The following is an 18,945-nucleotide window of genomic DNA, read 5'->3' on the forward strand; positions in this document are numbered from 1 at the left end:
GGGAGCGGTAGCTAACTCCGGATGGCAGGAGTGATCGTCGCCGCATCAGGCTGCCTCGCTGAACGATCGTCCGCAATCGGGAACCGCGATCTCCGAGGGGAACGACCGACATCGGGGCGTTAGCGGAATGACCGGTTCCCGGCGAGCAAGCGCGGGTTTCTGCCGTTCGAATTTGTCCATACGCCCTAGACCTCCGGAGCGACGCCCGCGCGCGCCTGGCCGATCAGGCGGCGGGCGCGCAGCCACATCTCGGTCCGCTGGGCGCTGAGCAGGCCGAGCGCGAAGGCGATCAGCACGTCGGTGAGCATCGCGACGTCTACGTGGAAGGCCGGGCCGCCCAGCGCCTCCGCATTGCGCACGCCCGAGCGGATCAGGATCAGCACCAGCACGAAGACCATCGTCGCGGGCGAGGCGCTCTGCGAGACTTCGTGCGTCACCGGATCGACGCTGATCCGCATCAGCCTTCCCCGCTGCCAGCCGAGCGCGGCCCCCGCCCCGAGCGCGATCAGGCACCAGAGCCAGCCGAGCCCGACCGGCGGGAAGCGCCAGAAGCCGAGCGCGGCGATCACCAGATACAAGGCGGGAACGATCCACAGCCGCTCGACCTTGAGCGGACGCGCGCGGCCCAGCCTGCGCCAGCGCAGCGCGAGCACGACGAGGATGACGACGGCGGGGATCGCATAGCTGATCCAGCCGGGCTGCGGGGTGGAAGCGTTCATCGCCGCCATGTTTGCCGAGCGCGCGCATCCTGGCAAGGCGACCATTGCGAGGGCCAGCGAACGGGTCCATCTATGGCACAGGAGGGGAAGATGGACCGAGACGACGACAGCGCAGACGTGAAATTCCCGCCGCCCATCGCCTATCTGGGCGGGCTGCTGGCGGGGCTGGCGATCAACAAGATGCTGGGCGATCCCGGCATCCCGCTGCCGCATTCGCTCACCAACCTGCTCGGCTGGCTGGGAATCGTGCTCGGCGCGGGCACGATGCTCTCCGCCGCGAGCCTGTTCCGCAACCTGGGCACCAACGTGAAGCCGTGGAAGACCTCGACCGCGCTCGCGACCGACGGCGTGTTCCGCTGGACGCGCAACCCGATGTACCTGGGCATGGCCGGCATCTACGCCGGCATCGCACTGGTGACCGACAGCCTGTTCGCGCTGGTGCTGCTGGTGCCGGTGATGCTGGTGATCGAGCGCGAAGTGATCGCGCGCGAGGAGGCCTATCTGGAGGGCCGGTTCGGGGACCGGTACCGCGCGTACAAGGCCAGCGTGCGCCGCTGGATTTGATTCCGAGCCCCTCCCCTTCAGGGGAGGGGTTGGGGTGGGGCAGTAATCGCGGGCGGAGACGCTCGTGGAGAGTCCCCCACCCCAAACCCAGCATCAGGTGAACAGCGCCCCGCGCTGTTCAGACCATGCCGGGGGCATGGCCGACCTGATGCTCCTGAAGGGGAGGGGCTTAAGAGGGCTATTCCGCCGCTTCGGCCTGCGCCGGCTCCTTGTACGCCAGCACCGGCTTGCGCGCGGCGAGCGTCTCGTCGAGGCGGCGGCGGGGGGCGAAGTGGGGCGCGGACTTGAGCGCCGGCTCGCCGTTCTTGGCGCGCGCGGCGACCGAGCGGAAGGCGCCGATGAACTGGTCGAGCGTCGCCTTGCTCTCGGTCTCGGTCGGCTCGACGAGCATTGCGCCGTGGACCACCAGCGGGAAATAGACCGTCATCGGGTGATAGCCCTCGTCGATCAGCCCCTTGGCGATGTCGATCGTCGAGAAGCCCTCGGGCAGGCCCTTATCGCTGAAGATCGCCTCGTGCATGCACGGCCCCGATTTGGCGAAGGGCGCGTCGAGCACGTCCTCCATCGAGCGCAGCACGTAATTGGCGTTGAGCACCGAATCCTCGGCGACCTGGCGCAGGCCGTCGGCGCCGTGGCTGAGGATATAGGTCAGCGCGCGGGTGAACATGCCCATCTGGCCGTGGAAGGCGACCATGCGGCCGAAGCTGCCGGCGTGATGCTCGCCCGCGGTCTCTTCCTCGACCAGCGCGAAATGCTCGCCCTGCTTCTCGACGAAGGGCAGCGGGGCATAGGGGGTGAGCGCCTCCGAGAAGACCACGGGGCCCGAGCCGGGGCCCCCGCCGCCGTGGGGCGTCGAGAAGGTCTTGTGGAGGTTGATGTGCATCGCGTCGACGCCGAGGTCGCCCGGGCGGACGCGCCCGACGATCGCGTTGAAGTTGGCGCCGTCGCAATAGACGAAGCCGCCCGCGGCATGGACCGCGTCCGAGATCGCCTTGAGGTCCGGCTCGAACAGCCCGCAGGTGTTCGGATTGGTGATCATCACGCCGGCGACGTCGTCCCCCAGCCGCGCCTTGAGCGCGTCGAGATTCACCCGGCCCTCCTCGGTCGCGGGAATGTCCTCGACGGTGAAGCCCGCGAAGGCCGCGGTGGCGGGGTTGGTGCCGTGCGCGCTCTCGGGGACGAGCAGGACCTTGCGCGCCTGCTGGCCGCGCGCGTCGAGCGCGGCGCGGATCGCGAGGATGCCGCACAGCTCGCCGTGCGCGCCCGCCTTGGGGCTCATCGCGACGCTGTGCATGCCGGTGAGCGTGACCAGCCAGTGGGCGAGCTGGTGGATCACTTCGAACGCGCCCTGGACGGTGTCGACCGGCTGGAGCGGGTGGATGTCGGCAAAGCCGGGGAGCCGCGCCATGCGTTCGTTGAGGCGCGGATTGTGCTTCATCGTGCACGAGCCGAGCGGGAACAGGCCCAGGTCGATCGCATAGTTCTGGCGGCTGAGGCGGGTGTAGTGGCGCACCGCCTCGGGCTCGGACAGGCCGGGGAGGCCGATGGTCTTCGAGCGCTCGAGCCCGCCCAGGCGCGACTTGCCCGCGGGCGCCTCGGCGAAGTCGACGCCGGTGGTCTCGGTCGAGCCGATCTCGAAGATCAAAGGCTCCTCGAGCATCAGCGCGCGGTTGCCGGTGAAGGTCTCGCCCTGGCTCTCGCCCTTCTCGGGGGTGGTCGGGCGCCAGCCGGACTGGTTGATGCTGCTCATGCCAGCGCCTCCTCGAGCGCGGAGGCAAGCGTTTCCACATCCTCCTCGGTGGTGGTTTCGGTGACCGCGACGATCAGGCCGTTGGCGACCCCGGACGCGTCGGGGTAGAGGCGGCCGAGCGAGACGCCGGCGAGGATGCCCTTGTCCGCGAGCGTGCGGACGACGGGGCGGGCCTCCTTCGAGAGCTTCAGCGTGAACTCGTTGAAGAAGCGGTCGGTGACCAGCTCGACGCCGTCGACTTCGGCCAGCCGGTCGGCGGCGGCGCTCGCGGCGACATGGTTGATCTCGGCCAGGCGGCGCAGGCCCGCCTCGCCCAGCAGCGTCATGTGCGCCGACATGGCGAGCGCGCAGAGCACCGACGAAGTGCAGATGTTCGAGGTCGCCTTCTCGCGGCGGATGTGCTGCTCGCGTGTGGAGAGGGTGAGCACGAAGCCGCGCTTGCCCTCGGCATCCACCGTCTCGCCGCACAGGCGGCCGGGCATCTGGCGGACCAGCTTCTCCGAGCAGGCGAACAGGCCGACATAGGGGCCGCCGAACTGGAGGCCGACGCCGAGCGACTGGCCCTCGCCCACGACGATGTCCGCGCCCATCTCGCCGGGCGACTTGATCGCGCCGAGCGCCACCGGCTCGGTGACCACGGCGACGAGCAGCGCCTTCTTCGCGTGGCAGGCGTCGGCGAGCGCGGTCATGTCCTCGATGCGGCCGAGGATGTCGGGATACTGGACGACGACGCACGAGGTCTCGTCGTCGATCGCGTCGATCAGGTCGAGCGTGTCGGGCTCGGGGCTGAGCGTCGGCAGCGCGGTGACCAGCTTGTCGCCGGTGAACTTGGCCATGGTGTTGGCGACCGACACATAATGCGGGTGCAGCCCGCCCGAGAGGATCGCCTTGCCGCGGCGCGTGACGCGGCGGGCCATGACGATGGCTTCCCAGCAGGCAGTCGAGCCGTCGTACATCGAGGCATTGGCGACTTCGCAGCCGAGCAGGCGCGCGACCTGGCTCTGGAACTCGAACATCACCTGCAGCGTGCCCTGCGCGATCTCGGGCTGGTAGGGCGTATAGGCGGTCAGGAACTCGCCGCGCTGGATGATGTGATCGACCGAGGCCGGCACATGGTGGCGATAGGCGCCGGCGCCGAGGAAGAAGGGCGCGTCGCCGGCGGCGAGGTTCTTGCGGGCGAGCGCGCTCATGTGGCGCTCGACGGCGAGCTCGCTGGCGTGGAGCGGCAGGCCGGGCACCGGGCCGGCGAGGCGCGCGGATTCGGGGACGTCGACGAACAGGTCGTCGATCGAGCTGGCGCCGACCGTGGCGAGCATCGCCTGGCGATCGGTGTCGGTGAGGGGCAGGTAGCGCATTGTCGCATCTCTCTCCCCTCCCGCTTGCGGGAGGGGCCGGGGGTGGGCGCCCGCTATCCTCGGGCGGCATCGCTGGGGGAGAGCGAGCGCCCACCCCCCAGCCCCCTCCCGCACGCGGGAGGGGGAGTTCAGGTCAAAGCTTGCTCACGAAATCCTGGTACCCGGCCTCGTCCATCAGGCTGTCGAGCTCGCCGGTGTCGGCCAGCGTCAGCTTGAAGAACCAGCCTTCGCCCTCGGGGTCCTCGTTGACCAGAGCGGGATTGTCGGCGAGCGCGGGATTGCCTTCGATCACCGTGCCGGCGACCGGCGCATAGACGTCCGACGCGGCCTTGACCGATTCCACCACCGCGGCGTCGTCGCCCTTGGCGACGGTGCGGCCTTCCTCGGGCACTTCGACGAACACGATGTCGCCGAGCTGGCCCTGGGCATAATCGGTGATGCCGACCGTGGCGGTCTCGCCGTCGACTTCGATCCACTCATGGTCTTCGGTGTAGTAACGGCTCATGAGTCAGCTTCCCTTTCTGACGTAGCGATGGGGCACGAAGGGCATGGCGACGACCTCCGCGTGATGGATCTTGCCGCGCTGGGCGAGCGTGACGCGCGTGCCCGGCTGGGCGAGCGCGGCGGGCACATAAGCCATGGCGATCGGTTTCTGGAGCGTGGGCGCGAAGCCCCCGCTGGTGACCTTGCCGACCGTGGTGCCTTCGTCGTCGACCACCGCGGCGCCCTCGCGCACCGGCTGGCGGCCGTCGACGATCAGCCCGACGCGCTTGGCGACCGGTCCCTGCTCGCGCTCGGCGATGATCCGGGCGTGGCCGGCGAAACCGCCTTCCTCGCGGCGACGCTTCGACAGCGCGAAGCCGAGATCGGCGGCGACGGGCGTGGTCTCGAGGTCGAGGTCATGGCCGTAGAGCGGCAGCCCCGCCTCGAGCCGCAGCGAATCGCGCGCGCCGAGGCCGATCGGCTTGACCTCGGGCTGGGCGCACAGCGCCTCGGCAAAGGCTTCGGCGGCGTCGCCGGGGATCGAAATCTCGAAGCCGTCCTCGCCGGTATAGCCCGAGCGGCTGACCCAGAGCGGATTGCCCTGCCATTCGAAGGCGGCGGCGGTCATGAAGACGAGCGCCGAGACGCCGGGGACGACGCGCTCGAGCGCCGTCACCGCCTCGGGGCCCTGCAGCGCGAGCAGCGCCTGCTCGTCGAGATGGCTCATCCCCACCTCGTCGGGAAGGAATTCGCGGAAGACGCCGATGTCGTCCCACTTGGTCGCGCCGTTGACGACCATGTAGAAATCGCGCCCCTCGGCCTCGAAGGCGTTCTCGGCGGGCAGGCGCGTGACCATCAGGTCGTCGTGGATGCCGCCGTTCTCGGCGAGCAGCAGCGAATAGCGCATGCGGCCCTCGCCGAGCCCCTTGATGTCGCCCGGCAGCAGCGTCTCGAGCTGGGCGTCGGCATCGGGGCCGGAGAAGAGCAGCTGGCCCATGTGGCTGACGTCGAACAGCCCGGCATGCTCGCGCGTCCAGACGTGCTCGGCCATGATGCCTTCGTACTGGACGGGCATCTCATAGCCCGCGAAGGGCACCATCCGGCCACCGCGCGCGCGGTGCCACTGGTCGAGCGGGAGCTGGAGCAGCTCGGGCGCCTCGCCGGCGTCGGCATCGTGGCTGTATTCGGTGCCGCGCGCCTGGGTGAATTCGTCGGTGGGGCCGTTGTGGACGTCTCGGCTCATCGGGGCACTCCGCGCATGAAAGGAACGACGGTCTCAACGCCCGGATACGGCGTTCGATTCCATCACCCCCTCTGTCACGGGACCTGAGAGCTTTCCCCCGCGTGCGACGCGAGGTTACCCCTTCGGTGGCTGCCTCCTCGGCAGCGCTTTCCAGAGTGTCGTGGTCCGCGCGGTCCCTTGTGCCTGAGAGATTCCGGGGCGGTTGCTCCTTCGGCGGTCCGCCGCCGCTCCTTCGGAGCTGAGGCGGACACTCTCCCTCGCGTACCCATGGCGATTGCTCGCCATCGACGGGGAGGAGCCTTGGCCGGGCGGCGAGGCGGAGTCAATCGGGGTTTGCGGACTGTCCCCAGAAGTCTGCGCTCCCCTCCCGCAAGCGGGAGGGGAATGAGAGGTTCAGCGCGTGACGTTGTACTTGAGCTGGTCCTCGGTGAGCTGGAAGCCGACCAGCGCCTCGAAGGTCGCGGCGGCGACGGCTCCGCGCACTGCCGGATCGGCGAGCGGGTCCATCGCGGCGGCTTCCTCGCCCGCGCGACGGCGGCGCGTGAGTCGCTCGCGCACGTCCTGCGGCAGCGTCGCGGCGGCGCGGTCGATGCTGGTGCTCGCCTGGCCGCTCGCCTGGGCGCGCAGCTGGCCGTCGCCGAACTGGACGGCGATCTGGTGGACCCGCTTGGCGACCACGGCGTTGCCGCCGCGCACCACGGTGATGAAATAGGGGAAGGTCACGGTGCGCGCCGGCCCAGGCTGGGCGCGGCGGGCGAGCACGTCGAAGGTCACGTTGGTCACCACCTGATCGCCCGCGTCGTTGCAGGTCGACTGGACGTTGGTGAGCGCCGCCGTCACGTCGATCGCCGCCGCGTCGCGGCTCGCGGGCGGGTTGAACAGCGTGATGTCGCCGGTGCCTGCGGGGACCGCGACGATCGGGCAGGCGGTGCGCACTGCGGTGATGCCCGCCCCTCCGCCGCTCGCTTCGATGTCGCCGGTGCGGGAACAGCCGCCGGCAGCCAGGAGGATCAGGGCGGGGACAGCGATTCTGGCGAGGGACACAGGGCACCTTTCATAGGACGCGGGCCGCCGCAGGGGCGACCCGGAAACGGCGCGCACCATAGGAACCGCCTTTCGCACGCGCAAGCAATCGCGTAGAGCGCTCGCGTGATGGCTGAAGCCCTGAAACCCGCCCTCGATCTGCTGATCGCCGCGCCGCGCGGCTTCTGCGCCGGAGTCGACCGCGCGATCCGCATCGTCGAGCTCGCGATCGAGAAATACGGCGCGCCGGTCTATGTGCGCCACGAGATCGTCCACAACAAATATGTCGTGGACAGCCTGAAGGCGAAGGGCGCGATCTTCGTCGACGAGCTCGACCAGGTGCCCGACGACGTGCCCGTGGTCTTCTCGGCGCACGGCGTGCCCAAGGCAGTGCCGGCCAAGGCGGCCGAGCGCGGGCTCGAATATCTCGACGCCACCTGCCCGCTCGTCTCCAAGGTCCACCGCCAGGCCGAGCGGCTGGTCGCGGCGGGGCGGCACATCCTGTTCATCGGCCACGCCGGCCACCCCGAAGTGATCGGCACCTTCGGCCAGGTGCCCGAAGGATCGATGACCCTGGTCGAGACCGTCGCCTGCGCCGAGAAGGTGCAGGTCGCCGATCCCGAGAACCTCGCCTTTCTCACCCAGACGACGCTGTCGGTGGACGACACCGCGGCGACGCTGGCAGTGCTCAAGCGGCGCTTCCCGAGCATCCTGGCGCCGGGCGCGGACGACATCTGCTATGCGACCTCGAACCGCCAGGCGGCGGTCAAGGCGATCGCCGAGCAGGCCGACCTGGTGCTGGTGATCGGATCGCCCAAATCGTCCAATTCGATGCGGCTGGTCGAAGTCGCCGAGCGCGCCGGCACGCGCGCGACGCTGATCCAGCGCGCCGCCGAGATCGATTTCGCCTGGTTCGAAGGCGTGCGGACGGTAGGAATCACCGCAGGCGCCTCGGCCCCCGAGCTGCTGGTGCGCGAAGTGGTCGACCAGATCGGCGAGCGCTTCACCGTCTCCGAGCGCGAACTCGAGACGGTGTCCGAGAACATCGCCTTCAAGCTCCCGCGCGGGCTCCAGGCGGCCTGAACGCCTCTCCCCTCGCTTGATTCCGCTCCCTGCAAGGGAGGGGAGTGCAGACTGCGCCCTATACGCACCCCAAGCACAACTGCTGTTGTATCCGCGGTAAGTTCAGGAGATGGGTCCCCGCTTTCGCGGGGATGACGACAAGGGGGCAATGTGGCGGTCTACACCCAGGTATCGGCGGAGGCGCTGGCGGACTTCCTCGCCCGGTTCGACATGGGCGAGCTGGTCTCGGCCAAGGGCATCGCCGAGGGCGTGGAGAACAGCAACTACCTGGTGGACACGACCAGGAGCCGCTTCATCCTGACGCTGTACGAGAAGCGCGTCGCGGCCGACGACCTGCCCTATTTCATGGCGCTGCTCGATCATCTCGCCGACGCCGGCCTGCCGGTGCCGCCGGCGGTGCCCGATCGCGAGGGGCGGATCATCCACGAGCTGGAGGGGCGGCCGGCCTGCCTGATCCAGTTCCTCTCGGGCGTGTCGGTATCGCACCCCACCCCTGCCCAGGCGCGCGCCGCCGCGACTGCGATGGGGCGGATGCACAGGGCCGTCGCGGACTTCCCGCTCGACCGGCCCAACTCGATGGGGTTCGAGACCTGGGCGCCTTTGCTCGAGCGCTGCGGGCGCGATCTCGATGCGATCGAGCCGGGGCTGTTCGACTGGGCGCGCACCGCGCTCGACCGGATCGCGGCGCACTGGCCGCGGGGGCTGGAGACCTGCGCGATCCACGCCGACCTGTTCCCCGACAACGTCCTGATGCTCGGCGACCGCGTCACCGGGCTGATCGACTTCTATTTCGCCTGCACCGACATCCGCGCATACGACCTGGCGGTGTCGCACGGCGCCTGGTCGTTCGACGCCACCGGCCGCAACTTCGACGCCGCGGTGGGCGGCGCGCTGGTCGAGGGCTATTCGGCGAGCTTCGGGCTGAGCGCCGAGGAACGCGCCGCGCTGCCGGTGCTGGCCGAAGGCGCGGCGCTGCGCTTCTTCCTGACGCGCGCCTGGGACTGGCTCAACACCCCGGCCGACGCGATGGTGACGCGAAAGGACCCCCTCGCCTATCGCCGCAGGCTCGACTTCTATGCGGAGCACGGTAGTTCGCTCTTCGAATGACCGAGCTTCCCCATGTCGAGATCGCCACCGACGGCGCGTGCAAAGGCAATCCCGGACGCGGCGGCTGGGGCGTGGTGCTGCGCATGGGCACGACCGAGAAGGAGCTCTCGGGGAGCGAGGCGCACACCACCAACAACCGCATGGAGCTGATGGCCGCGATCCAGGGGCTGAAGGCGCTCAAGCGGCCGTGCCGCGTGACGCTTTCGACCGACAGCCGCTATGTGATGGACGGCCTCACCAAATGGATCCACGGCTGGCTCAAGAACGGCTGGCGGACCGCGGACAAGAAACCGGTCAAGAACGCGGAGCTGTGGCAGGAGCTGCTCGCCGCCTCCAAGCCCCACCGCGTCGAATGGGTGTGGGTAAAGGGCCACGCCGGCCACCCCGATAACGAGCGCGCCGACAAGCTGGCCAGCGACGCGGCGCTGAGGGCGTAGAGTCGGATTCGGCCGAACTAAAATCCGTACCCGGCGAAGGCTGGGGCCCGGTATGGAGCAGCCTGGAGGGGTATGGGAACCTCTCGAATGACATAGCAACTGGGCCCCGGCCTTCGCCGGGGCGCTGCCTGCTTCAGGACAACGGATCGACCCGCTTAGCGCGGCTCCACATAGATCGGGTTGCCGACGAGGATCAGCGCGCCGCTGCCGTCGCCGACATCGGCGCGGACCCAGTGGCGGCCGCCGTCGCTGCGCCATTCGGGCATGGTGATGCTGCCGTCGGCGGCGATGCCCTTGCGCCAGGCCGGATCGGCCTTGCCGTCGATGATCAGCTGGACCGCGCCGCCGGTGACGCCCTTCACCTCGGCCGTGAAGCGCACCGCGCGGCCGCGGGCGACGCTGAGGGTGCCCCCCATCGCCGCGGTCTGACCGCCGCTGGTCGCCGAAAGGTCGAGCAAGCGGTCGCGGCTGCCCTGGACGTCGATGAACACGCGGCCTGCGCGGATGCCGTCGAGCAGGCCCTGCAGCGACAGCGCCTCCATATGGACGACCGTCGTCGGCGTGCCGATCGCGCCGAGCTTGTCGAGCGGGATGCCGGCATTGTGGTTGTCGCTGCCGCCGATCGCCGTGACGTGCCGGCCGGCGTTCAGCAGCTTGTGCCAGAAGGCGAAGCCCTGGAGCGGGCTTTCGGCCGAGCCGGTCTCGGCCATGGTGCCCCCGTTGACGACCTCGACCGCCTGCACCGCGCCCTCGGGCAAATCGTCGATCCGCCAGCCGCAACCCATGCAGATCTCGCCCGAAGGCGCGCCCGGGTGGTTGATCGAAACCAGGCCCCCTTCGCGCTTCACCGCGTCCATCCACTTGGCCGCCTCGGCATAGCTGGGCGCGAGCGTGCGGAAGTCGAGGAAGTCGGTCGGGCCGAACACGTTGGAATGGCCCTGGAAGGTCGTGACCTCGCGCCCCGGCACGAGCAGCAGCCTGTCGAACGCGCCCTGCAGCTCGCGGAGCGCGGCATAATGGGCAGTGGTGTTGTGATCGGTCAGCGCGATGAAATCGAGCCCGCGCTCGGCGGCGGTGGCGACGGTGCGATAGACCGGGCACGGCACCTTCTCGCCCGCCTGCGACAGGCATTTGCCGTCGCTGTTGCCGCTGTGCATGTGCAGGTCGCCGCGATACCAGCCCGGCGCCGGGTTGATCGGCCGGTCGGCGAAGGACTGGACGACCGGCTGGCGCTCGATGAAGACCTGCGCCTCGAACCTGGCCTCGACGCCCAGGCGGATGTTGGGCACGCCGAGGATCAGCCGCCATTGCCCGGCGGGAAGCGGCCCGGGGAGATAGCCCGGCGTCGCGTCCTCCACGCTGAGCGTCATCGCGTCGCGCGTGCCGCCGCTCCAGCCGCGGAAGCGCTGCGGATCGGCGAGGCCGAGGTCGACGACCGTATGCTGCTCCTTGCCGTAGCGGACGCGGATCGTCAGCCGCGTCACGCCTTCGGGAAGATCGAACGGGACTTCGTGATAATGCTCGTAATCGGCACGCGTGATCGCGCCGCTGAGCGTGCGCCAGGGAGCCGGGCCCGCCTCCTGCGCGAGCAGGCGGCCGGGCGCCAGCACGGCGAGCGCCAGCGCCAGCGCGGCGAGCACGGCTCCCCGCACGATCAGAATCGGTACATGAGCGCGGCGCGGAAGTTCCGGCCGAGCAGCGGGCGGGCGATGAAGGTATTGGCACCCGCATCGGCGTTCTGCAGCTCGCCCGCGCGCGGATTGCCTTCGGTCAGCCCCAGCGAGTTGTTGAGATTGTCGACATAGCCGTAGAGCGTCAGGCCCCCGCCGATCTCGGCGCGGGCGCTGAGATTGATCGTGGCATAGCCCGGCAGGCGCACCGAGTTGGCCGTGTCGACGTAGCGCGGGCCTTCATATTCGTACGACGCCTGCAGGCGCAGCTTGTCGCCGAGCAGGTTGAAGCCGGGCACCACGCGCACGCTGGTGGTGGGCACGCGGATCAGGCGATTGCCGTCGAAGTCGAAGGTCTTGCCCGCGGCGTCGACATAAGTGAGCCCCTTGTAGCGCGGGTCCTGGAGCGTCGCGGTCGTGGACACGTCGAACCAGCGCGCGGGGCGCACCGTGCCCTCGAGCTCGACGCCGAAGGTCTGGGTGTCGGCGAAGCGCGCCTCGCTTACCGCCGGACCGTTCAGGTCGAAGCGGTAGTTCGTGAACGAGACATTGTGGTACTTGGTCCAGAAGCCGGTGGCGTAGAGCTCGATCAGCCGGTCGGCATATTTGAGACCGACTTCGCCAAGGTCCATCGTCTGGACGACGGGCTTGGCAGTCGGACTGGTGACGTAGTTGCCCAGGCTCGGCAGGCGGTTGGCCGAGGTGTAGCGCGCGAACAGGCCGGCGCGCCGGCTGAACTGGTAGTTGGCGCCGACCGTCCAGGTCGCGCGGCTGAAGTTGTTGTCGTAATTGGCGTAGACGCCGCTGCCGGTCGAGATCGACGACGTCGCCGGGTTGGCCGGGTTGAGGTTGACCGTCTTCTTCAGCGCCACCGTGCCGCGCGCGTTCATCGTCTCCCAGCGCACGCCGCCGTCGATGCGCAGCTCGGGGGTCACCTGCCATTCGTCGGCGAGGTAGAGCGCATGCGTGGTCTGCTCGCCGTGCGCGTCCTCCCACTCATAGCCATATTTGTAGATGCCGTTGTCGGTGAAGGTCTTGAGCACCGTGCCGGCGGCGTCGACCGCGACGAGGTTCAGCAGCCGCGCATTGTCCTGCACGTCGAGCAGCGCGGTCGAGGAATAGCGGCTGAAATCCTCGTCGATATGGGCGAAATAATAGCCGAAGGTGATGTCGTGGGTCATCGAGCCCATGTCGAAGCGATGCGAGATGCGCGTGTCGCTCATGAACTCCTTCACCGGCAGGGTGAGGCCGCGCAGGCCGCCGACGATGACCAGCCCGTTCCCGTTCTGGGCGGCATTGTCATAGACCTGGGTCGGCGTGGTCACGTAGCGCAGCTGCAGCGCCGTCGCGCCCGGCACGGTGGCGAGCATCGGCGCGGCCTGGGTGAGCAGGCTGGTCGCGCTCTGCAGCGTGTTGGGGAACACGCCGTTCCGCTGGGTCGCGGTGTCGTTGTAGCGGCTGGTGTTGCTGATCTTCCAGTCGTCCCAGGGCTCGAACTCGAACTTGGCGGTCAGCTGGGTGCGCTTGACCTGGGTGCCGACGCTGTTGTCGAAATCATAGGTGCTGCCATCGCCCATGATCATCTTGACGCGCTCGGTCTCGGGCCCCGCGACCGTGCCGTAATGGCCGTCGAAGCCGGGCACCGCGCGGATCTTGCCGTCCGGATAGGTGCGCATCGGGATGCCGGTGTAGAAGACGACGGTGTCGTCGACGCGCTTGGCGTCGAAGCTGAAGCTGGCGCGCTCCCACTGCTTCGAGATGGTGGCGCGCAGCTGGCCGCCGCGGTTGCCGGTGAAGCCGGGGTCGCGCACGCCGCCCTCGGAGCGGTAGAAGCCGCCGATCGCGAGCTTCCAGTCGTCGCCGATCGGCGCGCCGGCCCAGAAGTCCATGCGATAGAGGCTGTCGGCGCCGAGCGTCGCCTTGACCAGCCCCTCGGCCTTGTCGCCCACCTGGCGCGGGATGAAGTTGACCGCGCCCGCCGGCGCGTTCGAATAGAAGAGCGAGGCCGGGCCGCCGCGGACGACTTCGATGCGCTCGATCGTCTCGTCGAGGCGGAACACCTGGTCGCCGTTCAGATAGCCCAGCGCCGGATCGTGCTGGATCGGGATGCCGTCTTCGAGTAGCTGGATCGAGCCGAAGCCGTCGACCGGCACGCCGCGCGCACGCACGTTGCCGCTCGCCTCGCCGCCCGAGGATTCGACCCAGAATCCGGGTACCGACTTGAGCGCCTCGGTGACGCTTGTCGGCGCCTGCAGCCGCAGCTTCTCCTCTTCGATGCGCGTGACCGAGAAGCTCATCTCGGCGCGGGTGCGATCGCCGGTGCCGGCGCGGCCGGTGACGACGATATCGTCGCCCGGAGCCTCGCTCTCGCCGGTCTGAGCCTGCGCGAGCGCCTGGGTGCTGGCAGTAAGAAGCAATGCGACGAGAGCGGCCCGAGCCGTTTTTGCGGCGATCATTCTGATGTCCCCTAACCCCATCCGCAGGACTGCGGATCGAGGGCGCGCCTAAGACCGCAAGATGACGGCTCGGCTGCGTTGTTGTTGCAACGCAATGAAAAGCGACGGAGCGTTGATGAAACTTCCGCTTCGCCCAGCTGCGAAGAGCCTGGGTGCACTCACAGACGGCCGCTATCGTCGCGCGGGCTGGATGTCCGGGATCGGGGGAAGCAGCCTTACCTCCTTCTCCCCTTGTGGGAGAAGGAAGGGGCCCGCTCGCGCAGCGAGTGGGAAGGATGAGGGGGCTGAGTCTCACTCCCCCTCACCCTTCCGCCGACTAACGTCGGCTCCCTCCCTCTCCCACAAGGGGAGAGGGATTAAGGTCGGCAAATGAGGCGGAGCCGCTCTAGTTCAGCCGCGCCTTGATCAGCGGGCGGAGCAGATAGTTGAGCACGCTGCGCTTGCCGCTGAGGATGTCGACCTCGGCGACCATGCCGGGGATGATCGGCAGGACCTCGTTGCCGCGCTTCAATTGCTTGCCGTCGGTGCGGATCAGGACCTGGTAATAGGATTCCTTGCCGTGCGGGGTCTGCTCCTCGATCGTGTCGGCGCTGATCTGCTCGAGCGTGCCATTGAGGTCGCCGTAGATCGTATAGTCATAGGCAGTGATCTTGACCTTGGCGGGCATGCCCGGGACGAGGAAGGCGACGTCGCGCGGCTTGATCCGCGCCTCGACCAGCAGCTGCTCCTCCACCGGGATCACTTCCATGATCGGCTCGCCCGGCTGGATCACGCCGCCGCGCGTGTTGATGATGATCTTGTTCACTCGCCCGCGCACCGGCGAGACGATCTGGGTGCGGCGCAGCTGGTCGCCGCGCTGGCGCACGATCGGCTCGAGCGCGCTCAGATCGGCCTTCTTCTTCGACAGCTCGGTATAGGCGTCCTGCGAATAGCTGCTGCGGATCTCGGCGAGCTTGCCCTTGAGATTGGCGATCTCCTGGCTGAGCTTGAGCGCCTCCATGTCGCTCACGACATTCTTCGCGACGAGCGGGCGCAGGATGGCGAGCTGGTCGTCGGCGATGCGGATCTGCTGCGCGATCGAGCCGGTGGTCTCGGCCAGCTTCTCGCGGCGGGAGCGGAACAGCTCGGCCTCGGTACGCGCGACCGGGCTCGCGGGATCGACCCCGGCGGGGAAGCTGATCGTGCTCTTGCCGAGCACCTCGGCCTCGAGCCGGGCGATCGCAGCCTTGAGGCCCGCGGCCTGATTGGAGGATTCGTCGAGCGAAGTCGCGAAGCGCGTGGGATCGAGCTGGACGAGCGGCTGGCCGACGTTGACCAGGTCGCCTTCCTTGACGAGCAGCGCGCCCAGGATGCCGCCTTCGAGGCTCTGGATCTTCTGCTCGCGGCTGAAGGGCACCACTCGCCCCTCGCCGCGCGTCACCTGATCGAGCTGCGCCCAGGATGCCCAGGCGATGAACAGCGCGACGACGCCGAGTACCGTCCACAGCATCAGCCGCGAGTGCGGATGCACTTCCGCGCTGAAGGGATCGGCGAGTTCGCGCCGCAGCCGCTCGGCGGGCGTGAGGCTAAGACGCATCGGCGGTCCCTTCCTTGGGCGGCACGCGGACCTGATCGCCCGACACCAGGCCTTCGAGCGGCCCGTCCATGATCACTCGCCCCTGGCGCAGCACCACGGCGCGGTCGACCAGCGCGAGCAGGCTGCGCTTGTGGGTGGTGGCGATCAGCGTGCGGCCGCCCAGCCAGTTCTTGAGATAGTCGATCACCTGCTTCTCGCTGGCCTGATCGAAGAAGGCAGTGGGCTCGTCGAGCAGCACGATCTGGGGATCCTGGAGGATCACTCGGGCGAGCCCGACCGCCTGGCGCTGGCCGCCGGAGAAGCTGGCGCTGCTCTGGATCGGCATGTCGAGCCCCAGCGGATGCGCGCGGACGAAGGCGCCGAGGCCGACTGCGTCGAGCGCCTCGAACACCTCCTCGTCCGCCAGCGCCGCGCCGCCGAGGTTCAAATTCTCGCGCAGCGTGCCGTGGAGCAGCGCCACGTCCTGCGGCAGGAAGCCGATCGCGCGCCTGCGGTCGGCGGGATCGATCGTGTGGATGCTGACGTCGTCGAGCAGGATGCGCCCGCCGCTCTCGTCGCCGAAGCCCGAGAGCAGGCGCAGCAGCGTCGATTTGCCCGCGCCGTTGCCGCCAAGCAGCGCGACGCGTTCGCCGGGGCCGACCGACAGCGACGCGACGTTCACCACCGGCGGGCTCTCGCCGTACTGGATCTTCACTTCCTCCAGCCGATAGCCGCCGCCGATCCGCTCCTTGCGCACGAAGCTCCGACCCGCGGGCCGCTCGGTGGGGGACGACATGAGCTGGTCGAGCCCCTCCAGCGCGACGCGCGTATGCTGCCAGCGCGCGAGGATCGACGCGGCCTGCGACATGGGCGCGATCCCGCGCGACGTCAGGATCGAGCAGGCGACGAGCGCACCCACCGTCATTTCCCCGGTGCTGATGCGATAGACACCGAAGACGATCACCCCGACATAGCCGAGCTGCTGGACCATCGACGCGCTATAGGCGAGCATCGACGCGAGTTTGGAGGTGCGGCTGGAGGTCGCGGCGAGCTCGGCGGTGAGATTCTCCCACAGGTGCAGCGCGCGGCCCTCGCCATGCGCGGCCTTGAGCGTCTCCAGATTCTCGATCGATTCGAGCAGGATCGCGTTCTTGACCGCGCCTTCGCGCAGGTTGCTCCGCGAGAGCGCGCCGAGCTTGCGCTGGCTGAGGATGCCCGGCAGCACGATCAGCAGGATCGCCCCGATCGGCACCCAGACGATCGGCCCGCCGAGCAGCGCGATCAGCGCGAGGAAGATCAGCACGAACGGCAGGTCGCTGATCATCGCCGCGCTCGAGGACGTGAAGAACTCGCGCACCGATTCGAATTCGCGCACCTGGGTGCTGAACGCGCCGAGCGACGGCGGCTTGGCGGCGAGCCGGGTGCTGAGCACGCGCTCGAAGAGCTGCGACGAGAGCTTGAGATCCAGCCTTTTGCCCATCGTGTCGAGGAGGTGCGCGCGCATGATGCGCAGCGCCGCTTCGAGCAGCAGCGCAAGACCCACGCCGCTGGCGAGAATCCAGAGCGTGTCGAACGCCGCGTTCGGCACCACGCGGTCATAGACCTGCATCGAGAACAGCGCCGAGCCGATCGCGAGCAGGTTCGCCATCAGGGCGGCGAGTGCGACTTCGAGATAGTCGCGGCGATGGCGCTTGAGCGTCGCGAAGAACCAGTGCTCGCCCGTGGTCCGAGCGAAATCGCCGGCGCGGCCGTCGGACCGGTAGCGCGGCTTGGCGAAGACCGCAGTGCCGGCATAGAGCGCGGCCAGCTCGACGCGATCCATGTGCTGCCGCCCGCCGCCGCTGCCGGGAAGCAGCAGCTCGGCGCCGTCTTCGTCGAGCGTCGCCAGCACCACCCACTCGCCGTTGGCGAGCTCGAGCAGCGCGGGCAGCAGATAGGGCTCGATATCGTCGAGCGCATAGGGGACGACGCGCGCCGCCATGTCGATGCGACGGAGCGCCCGCGGCACCATCGCGGCGGGCAGTCGGCCCTGCTGGAGCGGCATGCCGTCGCCAAGCTCGGCAGCGTTGGTCGTTCGGCCGAGCGTATTGCACAGCAGCGCCAGGCCTTCGCGCAGCGGATCGGGCCGGGGACCCGGGCCGGGCAGGATCGTCGCCATCAATAGAGCCCCTGTTCGAGCAACTGGCCGATCAGGCCCAGCTTCGCGGCCGCGCGATATTGGACGCGGAGCAAGTCGATGCGCGCGCCGGTGAGCTGGCGCCTGGCCTCGAACCGCTCGCGGCGATTGTTGAGCACTTCGATCAGGTCGCGCCGGCCGACGCGGAACTGCTCGAGATAGGTGTCGCCGAGCGCAGTCGAGGCATCCACCTGCGCCTCCAGCGCCTGGACCCGCGTGCGCAGCATCTCCGCCTGCTCGAACAGGGTCTGCACTTCGCGGCGCAGGTCGCGCGCGACGGTCTGCTCGCTCCACACCGCGGCCTGGACGCGCTGCTCGGCGCCCTTGGGCTTGAGGAAGCTGGTCAGCCCGCCCTGCAGGTTGGAGCGGAAGCGCAGCGCGATCATCGAGTCCTCGCGCGGGATGCCGCCGACCTCGCGGCGCATCAGCGAGCCTTCGAGGTTGAGCTGCGGGAGCATCGACGCGCGCGCCTCGCGAAGCTGCGCCTGGGCGGTGTGCACGTCCTCGCCGGCCACCTTGTAGCCGGGCGAGGCCTGGATCAGCTTGGCGAGATCGTTGCGCTCGGCATAGGCCGCCACCGAGGCGGGGACCGGATCGGAGAGATCCTCGGGCTCCTCGCCCACCAGCAGCAGATATTCGTTGCGGGCATTTTCGAGTGCGCCCTGCTCGATCGCAAGCTGCTCGCGCGCGCGCGCCAGCTCGAGCGTCGAACGCTCGGGCTCGCTGCGATCGGCATAATGGCCCTCCGCGCGCGCGACGGTCATTTGCCGAATGCCGTCCAGGTCCGCGATGTGCGCCTGGAGGGCGTCGACCTGGCGCTGCGTGACGAGGATGTCGAGGTACACCTCGACGATCGAGAGCGCGACTTCCTCGCGCTTCTGGCGCAGCTTCTCCGAAATGCGCCTCCGGTCGGCGCGCGCGCTTTCCACCGCGCTGCGCGTGCGGCCCCAATCGTGGAGCATCTGGCTGGCAGTCACGTCGTAGGAGAGGCCGTCGAGGCTGACCGACTGCGGCCCGGCAGACGCCGAGAGCGACGGCAGATAGCCGCCCTTGGCGATGGTGACGTCGGTCTGCGCGGCGCCTTCCTGCGCCTGGCCCGCGCGGATCTCGGGGTTGTTCGCCAATCCCTTGCGGACGGCATCCTGGAGCGACGTGGCGGGGGCCGCCGCAGGGATCGCGACGAGGAGCAGCATCGCCCCCCGGCACCAGCGAATCATCCCTCCCCCGCGCGTCCGCTCCCGCATGACCGGAAGCTTTCGCAATGACTTATCGGACATCCACTGTCACGCCGCCAGGTTTATTCTTCTGCATTCTAGACTATTCC

General features: G+C 69.0%; 15 protein-coding genes and 1 riboswitch. Of the genes, 4 read left to right on the top strand and 11 right to left on the bottom strand.

Annotated features, from left to right (window positions below):
* Nucleotides 1–185: 185 nt before the first annotated feature.
* The gene (locus J7500_RS15090) at nucleotides 186–719 is read right to left on the bottom strand and encodes a CcdC protein domain-containing protein (RefSeq protein ID WP_294062699.1); all 534 of its coding nucleotides are present in this window, start codon (nucleotides 717–719) and stop codon (nucleotides 186–188) included.
* Nucleotides 720–809: 90 nt separating this feature from the next.
* Here J7500_RS15090 and J7500_RS15095 point away from each other — a divergent pair, with 90 nt between their 5' ends.
* Nucleotides 810–1,283, top strand: a complete 474-nt coding sequence (locus tag J7500_RS15095) for an isoprenylcysteine carboxylmethyltransferase family protein (protein WP_294062700.1) — start codon at nucleotides 810–812, stop codon at nucleotides 1,281–1,283.
* Nucleotides 1,284–1,461: 178 nt separating this feature from the next.
* On the opposite strand, the gene gcvPB is transcribed toward J7500_RS15095, so the two are convergent.
* The 5 genes from gcvPB to J7500_RS15120 all read right to left on the bottom strand — a co-directional run bounded on the left by gcvPB (nucleotide 1,462) and on the right by J7500_RS15120 (nucleotide 7,158).
* On the bottom strand, nucleotides 1,462–3,033 hold the full coding sequence (gene gcvPB / locus J7500_RS15100; protein WP_294062701.1) for an aminomethyl-transferring glycine dehydrogenase subunit GcvPB: 1,572 nt from the start codon (nucleotides 3,031–3,033) through the stop codon (nucleotides 1,462–1,464).
* Entirely contained in the window at nucleotides 3,030–4,388 is a 1,359-nt protein-coding gene (gene gcvPA / locus J7500_RS15105) for an aminomethyl-transferring glycine dehydrogenase subunit GcvPA (protein ID WP_294062702.1), read from the bottom strand. The genes gcvPB and gcvPA overlap by 4 nt, the downstream gene beginning before the upstream one ends.
* A 133-nt stretch (nucleotides 4,389–4,521) precedes the next feature.
* Nucleotides 4,522–4,893, bottom strand: coding sequence for a glycine cleavage system protein GcvH (gene gcvH / locus J7500_RS15110; RefSeq protein WP_294062703.1), 372 nt, complete (start codon nucleotides 4,891–4,893; stop codon nucleotides 4,522–4,524).
* 3 nt (nucleotides 4,894–4,896) lie between these two features.
* Entirely contained in the window at nucleotides 4,897–6,114 is a 1,218-nt protein-coding gene (gene gcvT, locus J7500_RS15115) for a glycine cleavage system aminomethyltransferase GcvT (RefSeq protein ID WP_294062704.1), read from the bottom strand.
* A 61-nt stretch (nucleotides 6,115–6,175) separates the two neighbouring features.
* Nucleotides 6,176–6,278, bottom strand: a riboswitch (glycine riboswitch).
* A 229-nt stretch (nucleotides 6,279–6,507) separates the two neighbouring features.
* Nucleotides 6,508–7,158 carry a hypothetical protein gene (locus J7500_RS15120; RefSeq protein WP_294062705.1) on the bottom strand — a complete coding sequence of 217 codons (651 nt, stop codon included), beginning with the start codon at nucleotides 7,156–7,158 and terminating at the stop codon, nucleotides 6,508–6,510.
* 108 nt (nucleotides 7,159–7,266) lie between these two features.
* Between J7500_RS15120 and ispH the strand changes: the two genes are divergently transcribed.
* The 3 genes from ispH (at nucleotide 7,267) to rnhA (ending at nucleotide 9,764) form a co-directional block, all read left to right on the top strand.
* Nucleotides 7,267–8,220 (top strand): 4-hydroxy-3-methylbut-2-enyl diphosphate reductase, encoded by a 954-nt coding sequence (ispH, locus tag J7500_RS15125; RefSeq protein WP_294062706.1) that lies wholly within the window; start codon nucleotides 7,267–7,269, stop codon nucleotides 8,218–8,220.
* A 150-nt stretch (nucleotides 8,221–8,370) separates the two neighbouring features.
* Complete coding sequence (gene thrB / locus J7500_RS15130; protein WP_294062708.1) at nucleotides 8,371–9,327, top strand: homoserine kinase; 957 nt, start codon at nucleotides 8,371–8,373, stop codon at nucleotides 9,325–9,327.
* Entirely contained in the window at nucleotides 9,324–9,764 is a 441-nt protein-coding gene (gene rnhA, locus J7500_RS15135; RefSeq protein ID WP_294062709.1) for a ribonuclease HI, read from the top strand. Before thrB ends, rnhA begins: the two co-directional genes overlap by 4 nt.
* Nucleotides 9,765–9,919: 155 nt before the next feature.
* Here the strand turns inward: rnhA and J7500_RS15140 are convergent, their stop codons facing one another.
* The 5 genes from J7500_RS15140 to J7500_RS15160 form a co-directional block, all read right to left on the bottom strand.
* Nucleotides 9,920–11,416 carry a CehA/McbA family metallohydrolase gene (locus tag J7500_RS15140; RefSeq protein WP_294062711.1) on the bottom strand — a complete coding sequence of 499 codons (1,497 nt, stop codon included), beginning with the start codon at nucleotides 11,414–11,416 and terminating at the stop codon, nucleotides 9,920–9,922.
* Between the two features lie 2 nt (nucleotides 11,417–11,418).
* Entirely contained in the window at nucleotides 11,419–13,890 is a 2,472-nt protein-coding gene (locus tag J7500_RS15145; RefSeq protein WP_294062712.1) for a TonB-dependent siderophore receptor, read from the bottom strand.
* Between the two features lie 385 nt (nucleotides 13,891–14,275).
* Nucleotides 14,276–15,466, bottom strand: coding sequence for an HlyD family efflux transporter periplasmic adaptor subunit (locus tag J7500_RS15150; RefSeq protein WP_294062713.1), 1,191 nt, complete (start codon nucleotides 15,464–15,466; stop codon nucleotides 14,276–14,278).
* On the bottom strand, nucleotides 15,456–17,603 hold the full coding sequence (locus J7500_RS15155) for a type I secretion system permease/ATPase (RefSeq protein ID WP_294062714.1): 2,148 nt from the start codon (nucleotides 17,601–17,603) through the stop codon (nucleotides 15,456–15,458). Before J7500_RS15155 ends, J7500_RS15150 begins: the two co-directional genes overlap by 11 nt.
* Entirely contained in the window at nucleotides 17,603–18,814 is a 1,212-nt protein-coding gene (locus tag J7500_RS15160; protein ID WP_294062715.1) for a TolC family protein, read from the bottom strand. The genes J7500_RS15155 and J7500_RS15160 overlap by 1 nt, the downstream gene beginning before the upstream one ends.
* Between the last annotated feature and the right edge of the window lie 131 nt (nucleotides 18,815–18,945).

Origin of the sequence: Sphingomonas sp., from assembly GCF_017744835.1 — a bacterium.
GTDB lineage: Bacteria > Pseudomonadota > Alphaproteobacteria > Sphingomonadales > Sphingomonadaceae > Sphingomonas.

Excerpts from the sequence above, each read along its gene's own strand:
- J7500_RS15090 (WP_294062699.1), bottom strand. The coding sequence starts at position 719 with ATGAACGCTTCCACCCCGCAGCCCGGCTGGATCAGCTATGCGATCCCC.
- J7500_RS15095 (WP_294062700.1), top strand. The coding sequence starts at position 810 with ATGGACCGAGACGACGACAGCGCAGACGTGAAATTCCCGCCGCCCATC.
- gcvPB (WP_294062701.1), bottom strand. The coding sequence starts at position 3,033 with ATGAGCAGCATCAACCAGTCCGGCTGGCGCCCGACCACCCCCGAGAAG.
- gcvPA (WP_294062702.1), bottom strand. The coding sequence starts at position 4,388 with ATGCGCTACCTGCCCCTCACCGACACCGATCGCCAGGCGATGCTCGCC.
- gcvH (WP_294062703.1), bottom strand. The coding sequence starts at position 4,893 with ATGAGCCGTTACTACACCGAAGACCATGAGTGGATCGAAGTCGACGGC.
- gcvT (WP_294062704.1), bottom strand. The coding sequence starts at position 6,114 with ATGAGCCGAGACGTCCACAACGGCCCCACCGACGAATTCACCCAGGCG.
- ispH (WP_294062706.1), top strand. The coding sequence starts at position 7,267 with ATGGCTGAAGCCCTGAAACCCGCCCTCGATCTGCTGATCGCCGCGCCG.
- rnhA (WP_294062709.1), top strand. The coding sequence starts at position 9,324 with ATGACCGAGCTTCCCCATGTCGAGATCGCCACCGACGGCGCGTGCAAA.
- J7500_RS15145 (WP_294062712.1), bottom strand. The coding sequence starts at position 13,890 with ATGATCGCCGCAAAAACGGCTCGGGCCGCTCTCGTCGCATTGCTTCTT.
- J7500_RS15150 (WP_294062713.1), bottom strand. The coding sequence starts at position 15,466 with ATGCGTCTTAGCCTCACGCCCGCCGAGCGGCTGCGGCGCGAACTCGCC.
- J7500_RS15155 (WP_294062714.1), bottom strand. The coding sequence starts at position 17,603 with ATGGCGACGATCCTGCCCGGCCCGGGTCCCCGGCCCGATCCGCTGCGC.
- J7500_RS15160 (WP_294062715.1), bottom strand. The coding sequence starts at position 18,814 with ATGCTGCTCCTCGTCGCGATCCCTGCGGCGGCCCCCGCCACGTCGCTC.